16 protein-coding genes are annotated in these 17,556 nt (G+C 72.5%); 11 read left to right on the top strand and 5 right to left on the bottom strand.

Translation table 11 applies throughout. The features are described 5' to 3' along the window. The first annotated feature begins 4 nt into the window (after window positions 1-4). The 3 genes from IW256_RS41590 to IW256_RS30550 are packed head-to-tail and all read left to right on the top strand — an operon-like array spanning window position 5 to window position 3,450. The gene (locus tag IW256_RS41590) at window positions 5-934 is read left to right on the top strand and encodes an FHA domain-containing protein (protein ID WP_231403991.1); all 930 of its coding nucleotides are present in this window, start codon (window positions 5-7) and stop codon (window positions 932-934) included. Further along, complete coding sequence (locus tag IW256_RS30555) at window positions 931-2,580, top strand: hypothetical protein (protein WP_269217957.1); 1,650 nt, start codon at window positions 931-933, stop codon at window positions 2,578-2,580. The genes IW256_RS41590 and IW256_RS30555 overlap by 4 nt, the downstream gene beginning before the upstream one ends. Window positions 2,581-2,604: 24 nt before the next feature. Next, the gene (locus IW256_RS30550; RefSeq protein WP_197014249.1) at window positions 2,605-3,450 is read left to right on the top strand and encodes a glutamate ABC transporter substrate-binding protein; all 846 of its coding nucleotides are present in this window, start codon (window positions 2,605-2,607) and stop codon (window positions 3,448-3,450) included. Window positions 3,451-3,516: 66 nt separating this feature from the next. Here IW256_RS30550 and IW256_RS30545 read toward each other — a convergent pair whose 3' ends face one another. Continuing rightward, window positions 3,517-3,870, bottom strand: coding sequence for an STAS domain-containing protein (locus tag IW256_RS30545; RefSeq protein WP_197014248.1), 354 nt, complete (start codon window positions 3,868-3,870; stop codon window positions 3,517-3,519). A gap of 409 nt (window positions 3,871-4,279) precedes the next feature. On the opposite strand from IW256_RS30545, the gene IW256_RS30540 reads away from it, so the two are divergent. From IW256_RS30540 to hisC, 7 genes are all read left to right on the top strand, one after another. After that, on the top strand, window positions 4,280-4,954 hold the full coding sequence (locus IW256_RS30540) for a lysophospholipid acyltransferase family protein (protein WP_345335350.1): 675 nt from the start codon (window positions 4,280-4,282) through the stop codon (window positions 4,952-4,954). 180 nt (window positions 4,955-5,134) lie between these two features. Then, window positions 5,135-5,830 (top strand): hypothetical protein, encoded by a 696-nt coding sequence (locus tag IW256_RS30535; RefSeq protein ID WP_197014246.1) that lies wholly within the window; start codon window positions 5,135-5,137, stop codon window positions 5,828-5,830. A gap of 139 nt (window positions 5,831-5,969) precedes the next feature. Then, window positions 5,970-6,149, top strand: coding sequence for a hypothetical protein (locus IW256_RS30530; RefSeq protein WP_231405830.1), 180 nt, complete (start codon window positions 5,970-5,972; stop codon window positions 6,147-6,149). Between the two features lie 219 nt (window positions 6,150-6,368). After that, the gene (locus IW256_RS30525; RefSeq protein ID WP_231403990.1) at window positions 6,369-7,751 is read left to right on the top strand and encodes a flotillin family protein; all 1,383 of its coding nucleotides are present in this window, start codon (window positions 6,369-6,371) and stop codon (window positions 7,749-7,751) included. Between the two features lie 250 nt (window positions 7,752-8,001). Further along, complete coding sequence (locus tag IW256_RS30520; protein WP_197014244.1) at window positions 8,002-8,673, top strand: NUDIX hydrolase; 672 nt, start codon at window positions 8,002-8,004, stop codon at window positions 8,671-8,673. A gap of 87 nt (window positions 8,674-8,760) precedes the next feature. Further along, on the top strand, window positions 8,761-9,057 hold the full coding sequence (locus IW256_RS30515; protein ID WP_197014243.1) for a DUF6401 family natural product biosynthesis protein: 297 nt from the start codon (window positions 8,761-8,763) through the stop codon (window positions 9,055-9,057). A gap of 118 nt (window positions 9,058-9,175) precedes the next feature. Beyond that, complete coding sequence (hisC, locus tag IW256_RS30510) at window positions 9,176-10,255, top strand: histidinol-phosphate transaminase (protein WP_197014242.1); 1,080 nt, start codon at window positions 9,176-9,178, stop codon at window positions 10,253-10,255. A 196-nt stretch (window positions 10,256-10,451) separates the two neighbouring features. Here the strand turns inward: hisC and IW256_RS30505 are convergent, their stop codons facing one another. Further along, window positions 10,452-11,780 carry a transcriptional regulator gene (locus IW256_RS30505; RefSeq protein ID WP_197014241.1) on the bottom strand — a complete coding sequence of 443 codons (1,329 nt, stop codon included), beginning with the start codon at window positions 11,778-11,780 and terminating at the stop codon, window positions 10,452-10,454. Window positions 11,781-12,526: 746 nt separating this feature from the next. Beyond that, window positions 12,527-13,828, bottom strand: a complete 1,302-nt coding sequence (gene murA / locus IW256_RS30500; RefSeq protein WP_197016651.1) for a UDP-N-acetylglucosamine 1-carboxyvinyltransferase — start codon at window positions 13,826-13,828, stop codon at window positions 12,527-12,529. A gap of 336 nt (window positions 13,829-14,164) precedes the next feature. Here murA and IW256_RS30495 point away from each other — a divergent pair, with 336 nt between their 5' ends. Further along, entirely contained in the window at window positions 14,165-15,214 is a 1,050-nt protein-coding gene (locus IW256_RS30495; protein ID WP_197014240.1) for a suppressor of fused domain protein, read from the top strand. Window positions 15,215-15,311: 97 nt separating this feature from the next. On the opposite strand, the gene IW256_RS30490 is transcribed toward IW256_RS30495, so the two are convergent. After that, window positions 15,312-16,118 carry an MOSC domain-containing protein gene (locus IW256_RS30490; RefSeq protein ID WP_197014239.1) on the bottom strand — a complete coding sequence of 269 codons (807 nt, stop codon included), beginning with the start codon at window positions 16,116-16,118 and terminating at the stop codon, window positions 15,312-15,314. Window positions 16,119-16,192: 74 nt separating this feature from the next. Continuing rightward, window positions 16,193-17,503, bottom strand: coding sequence for an adenylosuccinate lyase (gene purB, locus IW256_RS30485; RefSeq protein WP_197014238.1), 1,311 nt, complete (start codon window positions 17,501-17,503; stop codon window positions 16,193-16,195). Between the last annotated feature and the right edge of the window lie 53 nt (window positions 17,504-17,556).

The following is a 17,556-nucleotide window of genomic DNA, read 5'->3' as shown; positions in this document are numbered from 1 at the left end:
GGCCATGCCGATCTGCCCGAGCGGTCACACGTCCTCCACGGCCGACTTCTGCGACGTCTGCGGCGACCTCATCCCCGGGGCCCCGCGGCACCGGTTCGACGAGGAGCCCGTCCCCTCCGCGGCCGACTCGCCCGCGAACGGCGAACCCGGCGAGGAATGCCCGATGTGCGGTGCGCCCCGTTCCGGACGCTTCTGCGAAGAGGACGCCTACGACTTCGAGACCGGCACGGTGAGCCGTACGGCCCAGATGTTCGCCGAGCCCCCGCTCTCCGAGCCCCCGTCCACGCCCGTCCCGTCCACGCCCTCGTCCGTCCCGTCCACGCCCGGTACGCACTCGCCCGGTACGCCCTCGTCCGGTACGCCCTCGCCCGGTACGCCCACGCCCACGCCTCCGCCGCGCCGCCCCGCGCCGGCCCCGACCATGCCCCTGGCGGCGCCCGTTCCCCTGCCCGCCTCGCCTCCAGCCCCCGTTTCCGGTCCGGCCGCGGCGGGGGAGGGCGGCCCCGCCTGGTCGGCCGCGATCGTCGCCGACCGCGCGTACTACGACTCGGTGATCGCGCTCGGCGGCCCGGACGCCGCCTCCCTCGCCTTCCCGCCGTACTGCCCCGAACGCCGGATCCGGCTGGAGGGCGAGCAGGTGCGGATCGGGCGGCGCAGCGCGTCCCGGGGCATCGAGCCCGAGATCGACCTGAGCGTCCCGCCCGAGGACCCCGGCGTCTCCCACGTCCACGCCGTGCTGCTGGCGCGGCCGGGCGGCTCCTGGGAGCTCGTGGACCCCGGCTCCATGAACGGCACCACGCTCAACGGCGGCACCGAGCCGATCGACGTCAACGTGCCGGTGCCGGTGGGCGACGGGGACCGCATCCACGTGGGCGCATGGACCACGATCATCCTCTCCCGCGCGGGAGGGGCGCCGGGAGGTGCGCCGACATGAGCCGGTCCGGATCCACGCCCACACCCACACCCGCGCCCCCTGCCGGCGCCGTGCCGCCGCCGGCGCCCGCCCCCGGGAGACCGCCCGCGCCCGGCGTCCCGCCGGACCCGCCGTCCGGGACCGCCCCGTCCGGGTCCCCGGCCGGGACCGGCGCGCCCGGCGCCGCGTCCGCCGTCCGGTCCCGGGCCGGGAGCATGTCGGTGACGCGGCCCGGGAGCCTGCTGGCGACGTTCGCCCGGGGCCACTGGCTGGAGACCGTGCCGGGCCGGATCCGGTTGCAGGCGGCCGTGGCGCTGGCCGCCGTGGCCGCGCTCCTCACCGTCCTCACCCTGGCGATCGGCAACGCGCGGGACGGCGTGCAGACCATCGGGCACGACGCGGGGCCGCAGGTCGTGGCCACCGGCAACCTGTTCTTCGCGCTCAGCGACATGGACGCCCAGGTGTCCGACGTCCTGCTCATCGGGCGCGACCACGACCTCGGCATCGGCCACGACGAATCGCTGCGCCTGTACGACGAGCGCCGCCGGGAGGCCGGGCAGGCGCTCGTCCAGGCCGCCCAGCTGGCCGGGCAGGACGCCGAACGGCAGCGGACCGTGCGGGAGGTCATGGCGGCGCTGGGCCGGTACGAACGGCTGGTCGGCGAGGCGCTGGTCCTCGACCGGATGGCCGCGCACCCCGCCGGCGAGCCGCCCGGCCCCGTCGTGGACGCCCACCGCCAGGCCACCGACCTGATGCGGATGGAACTGCTGCCCCTCGCCTACAACCTCACCCTCGACAGCGGCGCGACCGTCCGGCAGGAGTACGAGGACAAGCAGCGCGCCGTCCAGAGCGGCCAGGTGCAGGTGGGGCTGGCAGGGGTGGTGCTGCTCGCCGTCCTGGTCGCCGTCCAGGTCTCCCTGGCCCGCGGCTTCCGCCGGACGATCAACCCGGCGCTGGCGCTGGCGACGGTCCTGACCCTGGCCCTGGCCGTGGCCGGGATCGCGCAGCTGTCGGCGCAGTCCGGCCATCTCCGGACCGCCAAGGAGGACGGCTTCGACTCCATGCTGACGCTCTCCCGGGCCCGCGCGATCAGTCACAGCGCGTTCGCCGACGAGAGCCGGTACCTGCTCGACCCGCGGCGGGCCGACACCTACGAGCAGACCTACTTCGACAAGGCGCTGTCGGTGCTCTACATCGACGCCGGGGACCGGCCGCTCAACCTGGAGACGTACTACGCGCTGCTCGACCGGAAGGTGCGGAGCTACGTCCCGGGTCGCGACCGGGTCGACTTCCTGGGCTTCTACGCCGACCAGGCGCGGAAGGCGCGGACCGCGGCGGAGAACCGCACGCTGGCCCGGACGCTCGCGGCGTACGGCGCCGTGATCGACAACGACCGCAGGATGCGGGAGCTGGCCGCCCGCGGCGACCGGGCGGGCGCCATCGAGCTGCGGATGGGACGGGGGAACGGCGGCGCGATCAGCGCGTTCGAGGACTACGACCGGGCCCTGGTGCAGCAGGCCGCGGTGCACCGCGGCGTCTTCGACGGCGCGATCGCGGCGGCCGACGGCGGGCTGCGCGGCTGGACGGTGCTGCCGCCGGCCGCCGCGCTGGTCATCGCCGGGCTGGTGCTCGCCGGGCTGCGGCCCCGGCTGGCCGAGTTCCGCTGACGGCGGAGGACGGAGGAGCAGAGCATGGGAGTCTCCCTGAGCGTCCCGCGCCGGCGGGCGGTCGCCGCCGCGCTGGCCGCCGTCGTGGCGCCGGCGCCGGTGGCGGCCTGCGGCCTGGACGGCGGGCGGCCCGAGTCGGTCGCCGCCAAACGGTCGCTGGTGATCGGGGTCAAGGCCGACCAGCCCGGTCTCGGGCTGCGCCTGCGCGACGGCACGTACATCGGTTACGACGTGGAGGTGGCCACCTACGTCGCCGGGCGGCTCGGCGTGCCGCCCGAGCGGATCACGTTCCGGACCACCCCGTCATCGGTCCGCGAGCGGGCGCTGCGCGAGGGCCAGGTCGACATGATCTTCGCCACGTACTCGATCACCGCCAAGCGCAAGACCCAGGTGACCTTCGCCGGGCCGTACTACGTCCCGCACCAGGACACCCTGGTCCGCGCGGACGACACCGAGATCCGGAACGTCCGGGACCTCAAGGGGCGGCGGCTGTGCGAGGTCACCGGCTCCAACTCCGCGCGGCGCGTGATCGAGGAACGGAAGATCGCCGCGATCCCGGTCCCGGCGCCCACCTACAGCGCCTGCATGGACATGATCTCCGACGGGCGGATCGACGCGGTCTCCACCGACGACCTGATCCTGGCGGGCTTCTCCTCCGGCCGCGCGGTGAAGATCATCAATGCCCCGTTCACCGACGAGAAGTACGGCGTGGGGCTGCGCAAGGGCGATCTGGACGGCTGCGAGGCCGTCAACCGGGCCCTCACGCAGATGTACCAGTCCGGCCATGCCGCCCGGCTGCTGTCCAAGTGGTTCCACGGGTCGGGACTGAAGCTGGTCGGCAGCGTCCCGCAGTTCGAAGGATGTTCCTGAGCGTCGAAGGATCCTCCTGGCCGGGCCCCCGGCACCGGAGCACCGGTCCGGAGGCTCGGCGCGGGCTCAGGAGGACGTGGTGGACGGCAGGGCGCTGACGGCCTCCCGCAGCGTGTCGTAGATCGGGATGAACTCGTCGACGGCGGTGATCCGGAAGACCCGGCGGATCCGCGGCGGCAGCGCGACCAGCGCCATGGCGGTACCGCGGGCGAGCGCGCGGCGGTTGGCGGTGACGATGGCGTTGAGCCCGGTGGAGTCACAGAACGTGACCTCCCGCATGTCGACCACCATCGGCCCGCCGGCCTCCAGCGCCTCCATCATCGCCTCCTCGAACCGTTCGCGGGAGAGCACGTCGATCTCACCCCGCACCCGAACGACGGCGCAGCGGTCCTGTCTGAGCAGGTGAACGTCGAACTCCATGGGCAACCTCCCGCCCCGAGTATGAGAGCGATCCGCGGCCCGCCGCCGCGGGCGGATCGCCCGTCCGTCCTCGCGAACCGGGCCCGCCGGGCGGGGGGACCGGCCGCCCCGTACTCCCCGACCGTAACCGATGCGCCACCCCCCGGGGGTCCGCGATCGCCGGAACCGCCCGGTAAAGCTACCGAGCAGAAACCTACTTTTCGGTAAGGAATGGCATGGGATTGGATGGGGTGTCCAATGTCGGCTCGTTCCGGGTGCGCTGCCCGGTACGGGGGGATCTCCGCACCACCCCGCTCTGACCTGCGACGGAACCATTTCGTGGGGGCTTGATCGCAGAAAGACGACCGTGCCGGGCGAGATGCGGATGGGCTCAGACGTTACAGTGGCGGTGCCGAATTCTGGAGGCTGGGTGTTCTACACGTTCATGTCGCGAGTCGTGGCCCCGATCCTGCGCCTGCTTTTCCGGCCGCGGGTCGAGGGGCTCGAGAACGTCCCGCGGTACGGGCCCCTGATCGTGGCCAGCAACCACCTGTCGTTCATCGACAGCTTCATCATCCCCCTGTCGATGCCCCGGCCCGTCACCTACGTCGCCAAGGCCGCCTACTTCGAGGGCAGCGGGCTCAAGGGCTGGTTCGTCCGCTGGTTCCTCACCACCCTCGGGCACGTCCCGATCCAGCGCGGGGCCCAGCGCGGCGCGATGGCCGCCCTGGAGCAGGGCCGGGAGATCCTCGACAGCAGCGGCGCCTTCGCCATCTACCCGGAGGGCACGCGCTCCCCGGACGGCCGGCTCTACCGCGGCCGTACGGGCGTGGGCTGGCTGGCGCTGGCCTCCGGCGCGCGCGTGCTGCCGGTCGCCCTGGAGGGCACGGAGAAGATCCAGCCGGTCGGCGCCTCCATGCCGAAGTTCCTGGGCCCCCGCCCCACCGTCCGGATCGGCCCGCCGATGGACTTCTCGCACTACCGCGACCTCCCTCCGGCCAAGGCCCGCCGGGCCATCACCGACGAGATCATCGAGACGATCCAGAAGCTGTCCGGCCAGGAGTACGCCGGGACGTACAACGAGCGCGCCAACGGCACGCGCTGAGCCCGCGCTCCACGCCTCCCCCCACATCCCACATCCCACGCCCCCACGCGGCTCCGGGTCCGCCGGAGCCGCCGGGCTCTCCACCAAAACGGGACGGCTTGGACGAAAGGCGTGTCGTCGGCGCCGATCGTCCCCCCGCCCGCCGTAATGTCACCAGGCATGGCCCACAGGCTCCTTTCCATGACGGTGCTCATGACGGTGACGGCGACGTCCGCGGTCGCGTGCGGCGGCGATGACGACGGCGCCCGCGCGCAACGGGTCAAGGCCACCGGACGGGCCGCCCTGGCCGGGACCGCCTACACCTCCGACCAGCTCGCCCAGGCGCTGCTCACCGAGCCGCCCGGCTACCGGCGGTCCGGGGAGCCCGACTCCGGCGAGTACGGGTCGCTGAAGGCCATCCAGAACTTCAACCAGCTCCAGCGCCAGGTCACGATCGACAAGCCGGGCTGCGGCGGGACGGGCGGCAGGCCGGGAGCGCCACCGATGGACGCGAGCGCCCCCGCGGCCATCGCCTCGTTCACCAAGGCCAACGGGCAGAGCGTGACCGAGACGCTCATGGGGATGCCCGCCGGGGCCGCCGAGAAGCACGTGAACGCGCGGGTCCCGGCGAAGTGCCTGGCGTTCCGGACCAAGGTCGGCGACCAGTGGGCCGCGCACCGGGTGGTCGAGTCGCCGCCCGGGACCCTCGGCGAGGGCTCCCGGACGGTCGGCGTCACGACGGTCAGCGGCAGCTCGCACCTGAAGACCTGGTACGTCGTGCTGCGCGGGCGCCGCTACCTCGCCACGATCAGCCTGGTCGGCCCCGCCGCCACGCGCGCCGAGGCCGAGCAGCTCGCCCGCCAGGCCGACGCCCAGGCCCGCCGCATCCTGCCCTGACCGCACCGGCCCCCTCGCGGCCGCCTCACCGAGCGGATAACGTTCCCCTACCGACGCACGCGCCCGGACCTGCCGTGCGCGTGCCGTCTCCAGGTCACGTGAACGAGCGGGGGAGCCCTTGATCGGCAAGGAGGGCCGGGTGACCGGCAGGATCGGACCCGGTCTGGTGGGCGAGGTGATGATCCCGGTCCGCGGCGGGGTGGAGGCGTTCTACGCCCATCCCGTCGATCCGCGCGAGGAGTTCACCGTGGGCACCATCGTCGTGGTCGTCGAGTACCACCCTCCCCGCACCGTGTACGTCGCGCAGGCCCTGGCCTGAGACCGTCCACCGCTCGAACCCGCCCGCCCATCGGCCGTCCGCCGGCCCGGCCGTCCGTTCGGCCCGGCCGCGTGCCCGTCCGCGTGCCCGAAACCGGTCATTTACCGGCGATAACGGAACCGACGTCCGCCTCTCCGCGTCAAAGGGGCATCGTCGCAGGTGTTCCGATCCGTCGCCACGGGGGCGCCGGACCGGCCCTCCCACCCCTGAGGAGGCCGTATGCCCGTCGTCATGGTGGCGGTCGCCGCGGTAGCCGCGGTCATCGTGCTGATCATTCTCTTCAAGATGGTCTGGCGGGTGGCCGAACCCAACGAGGCCCTGATCATCTCGGGGCTCGGCGCCAAGTCGAAGCCGATCGACGGCGTGGACAGCCTCGGGTTCAAGATCGTCACAGGTAAGGGCACCTCCGTCCTGCCCGGCTTCCAGGTCGCCCGCCGGCTCCGCCTGGACAGCCGCGCCGCCAACCTCGAGGTCAACTGCGTCACCCAGCAGGGCATCCCGGTCCGGGTGCGCGGCGTGGTCATCTACAAGGTGGGCGACGACTTCGTGTCGATCGCCAACGCCGCCCGGCGCTTCCTGGAGCAGCAGGACTCCATGGACGACGCCATCCACGAGCTGTTCACCGGCCATCTGCGTTCGATCATCGGCAACCTGACCGTCGAGGACCTCATCCTCAACCGCGAGCGGCTGACCAGCGAGACGCGCAGCTCCGCCGCCGACGAGATGAGCAAGCTGGGCCTGGTCGTCGACTCCCTGCAGATCCAGGAGATCGACGACGAGACCGGCTACATCACCAACCTGGGCCGCCCGCACGCCGCCAAGGTCGCCGCGTCCGCGCGGATCGCCGAGGCCGAGCGGGACCAGGAGGCCACCCAGCGCGAGCAGGAGACCGAGCGGATGAAGGCCGCGGTCATCCGGGACACCGAGATCAAGAAGGCCGAGTACGACGGCCAGGTCCAGCAGGCCGCCCAGCAGGCCCGGCAGGAGGTCATCCTCCGCGAGACCCGTAACGCCGAGCTGGAGGCCGAGCGCACCGAGAAGCGGCTGGAGAGCGAGATCCGCAAGCCCGCCGACGCCCGCGCGTACGAGCAGGTCAAGCTGGCCGAGGCCGAGCGGGAGGAGCGCATCGCGCACGCCCAGGCCGCCGCGACGGAGGTTCAGCTCAAGGCCCAGCGCGAGTCCGAGGCCGTCCGGCTGCTGGGTGAGGCCGAGGCCGACGCGATCCGCCGCAAGGGCCTGGCCGAGGCCGAGGCCATCAAGGCGCGGGCGCAGGCCCTGGCCGAGAACCAGGAGGCGGTCATCGCCCAGCAGCTCGCCGAGCAGTGGCCGCGGATCGTCGAGGCCGGCGCGGGCGTCTTCGGCAACGTCGACAACATGGTCGTCCTGAACGGTGCCGCGGGCATGGAGGAGATGCTCGCCAAGGCCATGACGCTCGGCGGCACCGGCCTCGGGCTGGCGCGCTCCCTGCTGGCCGGGATGAGCACGGGCCAGGACGCCCCCGCCCAGAACGGCAAGGGGCACAACGGCGTCGCCGCCGCCCAGGCCCTCCCGGTCACGCCGGCCAAGCCCGACCCCGGCACCGCCCCCGAGTCCGGCCGCTGAGCCGACCGCCGAGCCCGGGACGCCGGACCCCGAGCCCGGGACGCCGGACCCGGGTCGCCGGGTCCCGGTCACCGGGGCCCGGGCGTCCGGGGCCCGGCGGTACAGGCTTCCGGTCGATCCGACATCGCGTCCGCAACAGGGCCGTAAACCGGGCCCCTGGCCCCGCCGCCCGCCGAGGGATACATGCCCCCGGCGGGCGGCGGGGCCTTTACGGCCCTACCAACGGGTTGAGAGCACTAACGTTCAGTACATGTCCGTCCCGCGGCTCGCCGTCACCGTCGATCTGGTCGTCCTCACCGTGCGCGAGCAACGGCTCTGCGCGCTGATGTGGCGGCGGGACCGGGCCCCCTACGACGGCTGCTGGTCGCTGCCCGGCGGCTTCATCCAGCTCGACGAGGACCTGCCCGTCGCGGCCGCCCGGCTGATGGCGGACCGGGCCGGGCTGGCGGACGTGCGGATCCATCTCGAACAGCTCGCGACCTACGGCTACCCGGACCGTGACCCCCGCCAGCGGGTGGTGAGCGTCGCCTACCTGGGGCTGGCGCCCGACCTGCCCGCCTCCAGCCGGGCGCAGGTGCTGTGGACGGCGGTGGACGACCTCGTCCGCGCCGGCGCCGCGTTCGACCACCGCCGCATCCTGTGCGACGGGGTGGAACGGGCCAGGGCCAAGCTGGAGTACACCTCGCTGGCCGCGGCCTTCTGCCCGCCCGAATTCACGGTGGCCGAGCTGCGGCGGGTGTACGAGATCGTGTGGGGCACCGGCCTGGACCCGCGCAATTTCCACCGGAAGGTCACCGGCGCCGACCGGTTCCTCGTCCCGACCGGCCGGACGACCACGCGCGACGGCGGCCGTCCCGCCCAGCTGTACACGCGCGGCGACGCCGAGCAACTGCGCCCGCCCATGTTGAGGCCCCGCGCCTGACCTGGTCAGGGCACAGTCCGGTGACATTCGAGGCAATGTGCCGGAGTTGTCCGCGACATTGCTAGCTTGGGGCGTATGGATGGCGACTTGTCCGAAGAATTGGGGTTGCTCATCCGCGACATCGGGGAAGCCGGGATCGCGGAGATGGCCGGTACGCCGGCCTTGGTCGCCGCCGTCGACCAGCATGCCGCGGCGGTGCGCGACCTGATCGTCGGTCCCGGCGGTTACCTTCCGGAACCGGACGCGCTGATGACCTACCTCCAGGGGTTCGCTGAAGACGCCTTCAAACGGGGCTGGAAACCGGTGAACACCCAGGACTGGGAGTTCGTCCGGATCGTGACCGTGTGCTGGATGATGCGCCAGGGCGGTTCTCCTCCGGTCTGACCGAGGTCCGTAGGCTGGGGCGCACCACCCAGAGGGCGCGCCGTCCAGAAGGGCGCTCCGTCCACAGGGGCGCACCACCCGCGAGGGCGCGCCGTCCAGAAGAACGAGGAGGACAACGGTGTCCGAGGCAAACACCCCGCGCTTCCGCTCCGTGCTCGACCGGTTCCAGGCTTACAAGCCCGGCAAGGTCGTGGTGTCTCCCGAGGGCCGTTCGTTCAAGCTGTCGTCGAACGAGACGCCGCACGGCCCGCTGCCCTCCGTCCTGGAGGCCATCGGCGAGGCCGCCCGGCGGGCCAACCGCTACCCCGACAACAACGGCACCGCCCTGATCGAGGCGATCAGCGCCCACCACAAGGTGGCCCCCGAGCACATCGCGATCGGCTGCGGGTCGGTCGGGGTCACCCAGATGCTTCTGGAGGCGGTGGCCGAGCCCGGCGCGGAGGTCGTGTACGCCTGGCGCTCGTTCGAGGCGTACCCGCTGCTGGCGGCCCTCTCGGGGGCCACGTCCGTGCAGGTGCCGCTGCGCGAGGAGACGCACGACCTGGCCGCCATGGCCGGCGCCGTCACCGAGCACACCCGGATGATCTTCGTCTGCAACCCGAACAACCCCACCGGCACCGTCGTCCGGGGCGCCGAACTGGAGTCGTTCCTGGACCGGGTGCCCGAGGACTGCCTGGTGGTGCTGGACGAGGCGTACCGCGAGTACGTGCGGGACGCCGACGTCCCCGACGGGCTCGGCCTGTACCCCGACCGGCCCAACCTGGTGATCCTGCGGACCTTCTCCAAGGCGTACGGGCTGGCGGGGCTGCGCGCGGGCTTCCTGGTCGCCCACCCGGCGGTCGCCGAGGCCATCCGCAAGACCTACCTCCCCTTCAGCGTGAACGCCATCGCGCAGGCGGCGGCGGTGGCCTCCCTGGCGGCCACCGGCGAGCTGCTCGAACGGGTCGAGGGCACCGTGAAGGAGCGCGAGCGGGTCCGCAACGCGCTGCTGGCGGACGGTTGGACCGTGCCGCCCACCGAGGCCAACTTCGTCTGGCTGCGGCTCGGCGAGCGGACCATGGAGTTCTCCGCCGCGTGCGACGCGCAGGGCGTGAGCGTCCGGCCGTTCGCCGGTGAGGGCGCGCGGGTCTCGATCGGCTCTCCCGAGGAGAACGACGCGTTCCTGGCCGTGGCCGGCGCCTTCCCGCACCGCAACTGACCGGCCTTCCGGCCGAGGGCCGGTCTGGAGCCGGTCCCGCCGGGCCCTCAGGGCAGGGGCGGAGCGCAGCGGGCATGGTCGTGCGTGGTCGTGGGTCCCCGGACTCTCGTCCGGGGACCTCCACGACGCGGGCCGGCCCCGTGAGCCGGACCCGTGCCCCCGGGCCCGTGAGCCGGACCCGTGACCCGGACCCGTGTCAGGTGCCGGTCTTGGGGCCGAGCTTCTCCACGATCAGCCGGTAGAGCTGGCGCGGCCGGCCGGGCTGCGGCGTACGGTTCGGCGGCAGCGGCCAGGCCAGGCCCTCCTCGACCAGCGTGCGCAGCAGGCGCCGGGCCGTCCGCGGGGTCACGCCGAGCATCTTGCCGGCGTTCTCGGCGTCCACGATCAGCGGCTGCTCCTGGTCGCCGAGCTTGTCGGCGAGCCGGGCCAGGATCTCCAGGCCCTTGGGCTTGGCCTGCGGCTGCGCCCGCGGCGGCGTGCGGGGCGCCGGCACCAGGGCCCGGCCGTCCCGGTCCAGGGCGAAGCCCTGGGCGCGCTGCGAGCTCTGCGAACGGGCCAGCGCGGCGCGGGCGTGCGTCTCGGCCTCGTGCGCCGTGCGGCCCATGCCGATGCCGACTTCGATCGCCAGGCCCAGCTCCTCGCGGACCCGCTCCACGAACGGCGGCGTGCGGAAGCCCTCGGTGCCGGCGGTGACCGAGCCGCGGGTGGCGATGACCAGGTAGCTGTGGTCGTCCAGCGGCCACACCGAGGCGTTCATCCGGTGCGCCTCCTGCAGCAGCACCCGGTGCAGCGCCAGCTTCAGCTCGTCCCGCCAGTAGCGCGGGGTGACCCGGCGCGGCGTCTCGCGCAGCGTCGGGACGTCCACCAGCACCACCACCAGCTGCGACTCCTCCAGCCGGTGGTGCGCGCCCAGCAGCGCCGCGGTCTGCAGCGAGCTGCGGATCGCCGCCCCCGTGGGCCGGACCCGGATGGTCGGCACCCCGGCCATCTCCATCCGCTCCGCGGTGGCGTGGACGCACGTCATCGCGACCGTGGTGGCGCCGCGCCGCCACAGCCGCTCGTGGAACGCGGCCAGCGTGCCCGGCCCGGCCGCCTCCTCGCGCAGGTGCACCTGCTCGGTGCCCAGGCTGATCTCCGCGTACGCCTCCTCGACCTCGGCCCGGCCGAGCACGTCGATGCTCACCCGTCCCGGATCGAAGCGCTCGTCGAGCGCGGCCCGCAGCAGCGCGCCCTGGAGGGCGGCGCCGTTCAGCGGCACGTATGTGGCCGGCATGGTCAGCACGCCGGCCTTGCGGGCGAAGTCGTACGGCACCGGGCTGGCGAACAGGCACACGTCCACCCCCGAGCCCAGCCGCACGACCTTGTCGGCCGCCTCCTGCTCGTCCCGGTACGCGGCGGCCACCAGCCGGCTCGGCACCGGTGTCGGGCCATGGCCCATCAGCATGACCCGTTCGACGAGATCATGCGGGCCGACCACGCCGATCGTGAGGTCTGGTGTCACCGACCCCGTTCGCGTCGTCGTCATCGGCGATCGCTCACTTCCCGACCATCCTCTTGGTGGGGGTCCCGCCCCGGCCATGCGTTCGCGCACGCTCCGCCCAAAGATTGACTCATGGCTTGTCGCCCCTGCTTTCTGACCCTGCACCGCATTCCCGCGTTCGTAGATCCTCTGTGGGCAGATCGGGTCAGGGCGACGTTGTGTGACGCCCAGACGCGAAATCGAATCAAGAGTGCGGCGAAAAAGTAACCTACGCGACCCCCTAGTCAGTAATTTGTCACCAATCGGTCAGTCTTGATCCTGCATCTTCGGTCGTCCGAAGTCTAAAAACAAGACCCGAAAACGTCGAAGGGGCCCGCACGGGATACGGAACCTCACCGTGCGGGCCCCTGCGACCTCCGTTTAGCTTACGCAGTGGGCGGAAATCGACCGTCCCGGTCCGGGAAGGTCGGGAAGACAAGGGATTCGCCTTTTTCAGCCGTTCTTGGCTCCGTGATGCCCGCCCTGTCGCGTTTTCCCCGGTCAGAGGGATAGTGCCGGGAAGGCCGCGGATCGGGCACTGCCGCGGCCTCCGGACGGCCGGCCGGGCCCGGCGACCACCATCGGCCAGTTGAAAGGCCGGCGGGCCGGCCTCGGAGGGCCGGGCCGCCGGTCGGGCTGTCAGGAGGAAGTCAGGAGAGACCGTCAGAAGGAGCGCGGGGACGACAGGGCAAAGGCGTACCGGACCGGGCGTCAGAGAGCAGGTCAGAGTACGCGGCTAAGCCAGATGTTGATCAGCTGTCGGCCGGTTGATCGGTCTCGCGGGTGATCTCCGCGCCGAGCTGGGACAGCCGCTCGGCGGTGTGCGCGTGACCCCGGTCGAGGTAATAGGCGGACGTGATGACGGTCTCCCCCTCGGCGGCGAGGCCGGCCAGCACCAGGGCGCTGCCGCAGCGCAGGTCGTGCGCCTCCACCTCGGCGCCGCGCAGGCCGCGAGGGCCGTTGACCTTGGCGCGGTTGCCGTTCACCTCGATGTCGGCGCCCATCTTCGTCAGCTCGTCGGCCAGCTTGAAGCGGCCGTCGAAGATGCGCTCGTAGATGTAGGAGGGGCCGTCCGCCAGGCAGGACAGCGCCATGATCGGCGACTGCAGGTCGGTGGCGAAGCCCGGGTACTCGTCGGTGATGACGTTGATCGGGCGCAGCGCCCGCTCGCGGCGCACCTGCAGGACCGCGCCCTGCTGGTGGAAGTCCAGGCCCATCTGCTCCAGCTTGTCGGCGGCCACGCCGAGGTGCTCGAGGTTGGCGCCCACCAGGCTGAGGTCGCCGCCCGTGATCGCCGCCGCCATCACGAACACGCCGGTGTCGATCCGGTCCGGCATCACGGTGTGCTGCACCGCCGACAGCTCGTCCACGCCCTCCACGGTGATGAAGCCCGTGCCGCCACCGCTGATCTTCGCGCCCATCGCCTGCAGCAGCGCGATGTTGTCCAGCACCTCCGGCTCCAGTGCCGCGTTCTTGATCAGCGTGGTGCCGCGGGCGAGCGCGGCGGCCATGATCAGGTTCTCGGTGCCGGTGTGGGAGGGCGTGTCGCAGTACAGGGTGCCGCCGCGCAGGTCGCCGGCCTTGATGTGGATGCGGCCGGCGCCGTCCTCGCCGATCTGCTCGGTCACCGTCGCGCCGAGGCGCTTGAAGCCGTTGTAGTGGAAGTCGAGGTTGCGGCTGCCCAGGTTGCATCCGCCGACGCCCTCGATCACGGCCTCGCCGAGCCGGTGCAGCAGCGCCGGGACGAACAGGAACGAGCCGCGGAACCGGGCCGCGATGTCGGCCGGGAGCACGGGGCTGTCCAGCGTGGAGGCGTCGATCACCAGGGTGCGCTCGGCCTCGTGCAGCTCCGCCTTGGCCCCCACCGCCCGGGCGAGCTCCACCGCGCGCCGCACGTCCTCGATGATCGGAACGTTGCGCAGGACCGTACGGCCCCTGGACGCCATCAGCGAGGCGCCGATCATCGGCAGGACGGCGTTCTTGGCGCCCTGGATGAAGACGGTGCCGTGCAGCTGCCGGCCCCCGCGCATGCGGTAGCGAACCTCGTGGCCCATGGTCATGCCGCCTAACTCCTTAGCTGCGGATATGGTCCCTGCAGAATCAATGGACTGGCTGCCCTCCGTGCGCTTCCGGCACGGCGGGCCACGAGGGCCGAGCGCGCTGATCGTTGCCCCTCGTACTGCACAACGTCATTGCACAACGCGCCCCCAGTAAACCACCGAGACGTGGATGAGAAGTCCCGAGCGCGTGCCGGTGGCGTCCCCCACGGTCACTAAGACCGACGAAAACATCCGAAAGTTCGCGTTTCCCCACGCCGTATCGAGTGTGAACCGTGCCGCACCCTACCGTTCACCCCCGGACCCCCGCGATCAACTCTAAGGTGAACGCTCATGGACGAATCCCCCGGCTGGCAGGCCATCGACGACGCCCTCGCACCGATCTACGGGGGCACCGAGCCGCACCACTGGGGGACGGTCGTCCGCTGGTGGATGGGCGGGGACGACCCGCTCGACGGCATCAGCGCCTACCCCCGGACCGACCCGGTGCCGCACTGGCACTACGTCTCGTACGGCATGAGCGAGCTCTACGAGAAGGGCGAGGACAGCGACCCGGAGGAGTCGGGTTGGGGATTCGAGTTCACCTTCCGCCTCGTCCGGGACCCGGCCGAGGAGACCCCGCCCGTCTGGGCCGTGAGCCTGCTGCAGAACCTGGGCCGCTACGTCTTCACCACCGGGAACTGGTTCGACGCCGGGCACCACATGGACGTCAACGGCCCGATCGCGGCGGACCGGGAGGACTCGGCCATCCGGGCGATCGTCTTCACCGAGGACCCCGAGCTGGGCACGATCTCCACCCCGCACGGCCGGCTGCGGTTCCTCCAGGTCGTCGGGCTGGCGCGGGAGGAGTACGAGGCGGCGCGGCAGTGGGACGCGCTGTCCCTGCTGAAGGTCCTGGAGCCGCGGACGCCGCTCCACGTCACCGACATCGACCGCGGCTCGCTGCTGGCGGACCCGGAGCTGGCCGCCGCCGTCCAGGCCGGTGTCGAGCGGGACGGTTCCAAGGGCGGCGTGCTCTACCTCTCCACGCTGGGCTGGGAGGGCGGCACGGGTACCGCGACCACGCTGCGGTTCGGGGCCCTCCAGGCCCCGCGGATCGGCGAGTCGCTGCGCGGGCGCCTCCCCTTCGGCCGGACGCTGGGGCTCCAGTCCGAGGACGCGATGATCGAGTTCCGGCCGGCCGGGGACTACTCGGTGGAGCGCGCCGCAGAGGGCGTGCTGGTGATCGGCGTGCCCCCGGCGGCCCTGGACGACCTGATCGGCGCCATCGGCTCCGAGGCGGGCCGCGCCCCGGTCCCGTCCCTCCCGGGCCTGGAGATCGAGATCGTCCCCACCCGGATGCGGGACGCGTACGGCAACGAGACCGGCGAGGTCATCGGCTGACCCCTGCCGTCAGTCCCCGTCAGTGTCTGTCCTGGGGGGCGACCCCCCAGACCCCCCGGCAAAGGCCGGCGCTGACGCCCTCGCTCCGCTCGGGCCGTCAGCGCGCCTCGACGATCTCCACAGGGTCGCCCACCGTGAGCGTCCCCGTCGTCCGCGGGACGGCGTTCTGGCCGAAGCGGACGCCCCGGTCGATCGTCCGGTAGCCCGCCAGCGTCCGCAGGGGCTCGCGCCCGCGCTCGCCGGTGTCCTGGTCGGTGGTGATGATCAGGCAGCGGGCGCAGGACTTCACCATCTCGATCAGCGTGCCGCCGACCCGGAGCAGCCGGACCCGGTCCTCGCCGTACGGGCCCAGCCCCTCGATCACGACGCTGGGCCGGAACCGGTTCATCGGGACCGGCTCGTCCAGCCGCCCGTTCAGGTCGGCCAGCGACTCCGCCGAGATCACCAGCAGCGGGTAGCCGTCGGCGAACGCGACCTCGCCGCCGCCCCGGGACGTGCGCCGGTGCCCGGTGAAGCGCACCAGCCGGCAGTCGGTGTCCAGCAGCGCCGAGAACCAGGCCGCCGCCTCGTCCCCCTGGTCGGTGCCCTGGCACTCGTAGCGGTGCACGAGCACCTCCAGCACCGGGCCGTCGTCCACGGCCTTGTGGACGAACGGAGCGGGCGCCGCGGGGCCGGCGACCTCCACCATGAGGACCTCGCCGTCGTAGGACGGCCGCAGCACGGCCATCCGCGCGTAGTCCCGCTGCGACAGGAACCGGCCCTCGGGGGTGACCAGCATGAACTCCCGGTCGTGGCGCAGACCGGTCGGCAGCAGCTCGGCGGTGTGCAGCGCGGTGCCGCCGCCGCTCTTGAGCGGGTAGACGTTCAGCTCGGTCACGACCGCGCTCGGGGACGAGGCAGGCATCCGATCTCCGATCTCCGCCGGTGGGGTCAGGCCGCCCGTGGGTCAGGCCGGCGGTGGGTCAGGCCGGCGGTGGGTCAGGTCAGCGCGGCCAGCCGCTCGAAGACCGGGCCGAGGCGCTCGACGAACCGTTCGGGACGGCAGACCGCGTCCAGGCGCGCCTCGTCCAGGCTCAGCCCCGTCTCGGCGGCGTTCTTGCGCAGCGTCTCCCGGAACGGCACGCCGGTCTGCCAGGTCTCCATGGCGGCCTTCTGGACCAGCGGGTACGCCTCGTCGTCCCGGGACATGCCCGCCTCGACCAGCTCCAGCAGGACTGTGGAGGTGTAGATGAGGCCGCCGGTCGACTCCAGGTTGGCCCGCATCCGCGCGGCGTCCACGACCAGCCCCGACATCAGCCGGTGGGTGAGGGCGAGCATGTAGTCCAGCGCGATGGAGGCGTCCGGCAGCGTGATCCGCTCCGTCGAGGAGTGCGAGATGTCCCGCTCGTGCCAGAGCGGGATGCCCTCCATGACCGGCACGATCTGCGCCCGCACCACCCGCGCCATCCCGGCCAGCCGCTCGGAGATGATCGGGTTCTTCTTGTGCGGCATCGCCGAGGAGCCCTTCTGGCCCTTGCCGAACGGCTCCCACAGCTCGCGGACCTCGGTGCGCTGCCCGTGCCGGACCTCCAGCGCGATCGCCTCGCACACGGTGGCCATGATCCCCAGCGCGGACACCCACTCGCTGATGCCGTCCCGGATGACCACCTGGGTGGACACGTCGGCGCTCTTCAGCCCGAGCCGGGACGCGACGTGCCGCTCGATCGCCGGGTCGATGTTGGAGTACGTGCCGACCGCGCCGGAGATCGCCATCACGCCGACCGCCTCGCGGGCGCGCCGGAGCCGGTCCCGGGAGCGGGCCATCGCGAACGCGAAGTCGGCCACCCGGTGGCCCCACACGTCCGGCTCGCCGTGGATGCCGTGCGTACGGCCGACGCGCAGGGTGGCGCGGTGCTCCAGCGCGTGGTCGCGCAGCGTGCGGATCAGCGTGTCCGCCTTGGCCAGCAGGATGTCGGTGGCCTCGACCAGCTGGAGGGCCAGCGCGGTGTCGAGCAGGTCCGAGGAGGTCATGCCGAAGTGGACGTAGCGGGCCGCCTCGCGGGGCTCGGTGTTGTCCGCCCAGGCCGACAGGAAGGCGATCACGTCGTGCTGGGTGACCGCCTCGATCTCGTGCACCGCCTCCGGGGTGGGCGGCGGGGCCTTGCGGATCGGCTCCACCACCTCCGCCGGGATCGTGCCCGCCTCGGCGTGGGCCTCGACCACCAGGGTCTCGACCTTGCACCACAGCTCGTACTTGTGCGCGTCACTCCAGACGCGTCCCATCTCCGGAAGGGTGTAGCGTTCGATCACGGGTCGATTCTCCCAGGTCGTGCGAGGTGCCGGAGGGCCGGGGCGGTCGGCGG

Source organism: Actinomadura viridis (assembly GCF_015751755.1).
Lineage (GTDB): Bacteria > Actinomycetota > Actinomycetes > Streptosporangiales > Streptosporangiaceae > Spirillospora > Spirillospora viridis.
Note: the sequence above shows the minus strand (reverse complement) of the source record. Positions and strands in the feature narration are given on the sequence as shown.

What these genes read in the sequence shown, in the direction of transcription:
- IW256_RS41590 (WP_231403991.1), top strand. Translation starts at nt 5, where the DNA reads ATGCCGATCTGCCCGAGCGGTCACACGTCCTCCACGGCCGACTTCTGC.
- IW256_RS30555 (WP_269217957.1), top strand. Translation starts at nt 931, where the DNA reads ATGAGCCGGTCCGGATCCACGCCCACACCCACACCCGCGCCCCCTGCC.
- IW256_RS30550 (WP_197014249.1), top strand. Translation starts at nt 2,605, where the DNA reads ATGGGAGTCTCCCTGAGCGTCCCGCGCCGGCGGGCGGTCGCCGCCGCG.
- IW256_RS30545 (WP_197014248.1), bottom strand. Translation starts at nt 3,870, where the DNA reads ATGGAGTTCGACGTTCACCTGCTCAGACAGGACCGCTGCGCCGTCGTT.
- IW256_RS30535 (WP_197014246.1), top strand. Translation starts at nt 5,135, where the DNA reads ATGACGGTGCTCATGACGGTGACGGCGACGTCCGCGGTCGCGTGCGGC.
- IW256_RS30525 (WP_231403990.1), top strand. Translation starts at nt 6,369, where the DNA reads ATGCCCGTCGTCATGGTGGCGGTCGCCGCGGTAGCCGCGGTCATCGTG.
- IW256_RS30520 (WP_197014244.1), top strand. Translation starts at nt 8,002, where the DNA reads ATGTCCGTCCCGCGGCTCGCCGTCACCGTCGATCTGGTCGTCCTCACC.
- IW256_RS30505 (WP_197014241.1), bottom strand. Translation starts at nt 11,780, where the DNA reads ATGACGACGACGCGAACGGGGTCGGTGACACCAGACCTCACGATCGGC.
- murA (WP_197016651.1), bottom strand. Translation starts at nt 13,828, where the DNA reads ATGGGCCACGAGGTTCGCTACCGCATGCGCGGGGGCCGGCAGCTGCAC.
- IW256_RS30495 (WP_197014240.1), top strand. Translation starts at nt 14,165, where the DNA reads ATGGACGAATCCCCCGGCTGGCAGGCCATCGACGACGCCCTCGCACCG.
- IW256_RS30490 (WP_197014239.1), bottom strand. Translation starts at nt 16,118, where the DNA reads ATGCCTGCCTCGTCCCCGAGCGCGGTCGTGACCGAGCTGAACGTCTAC.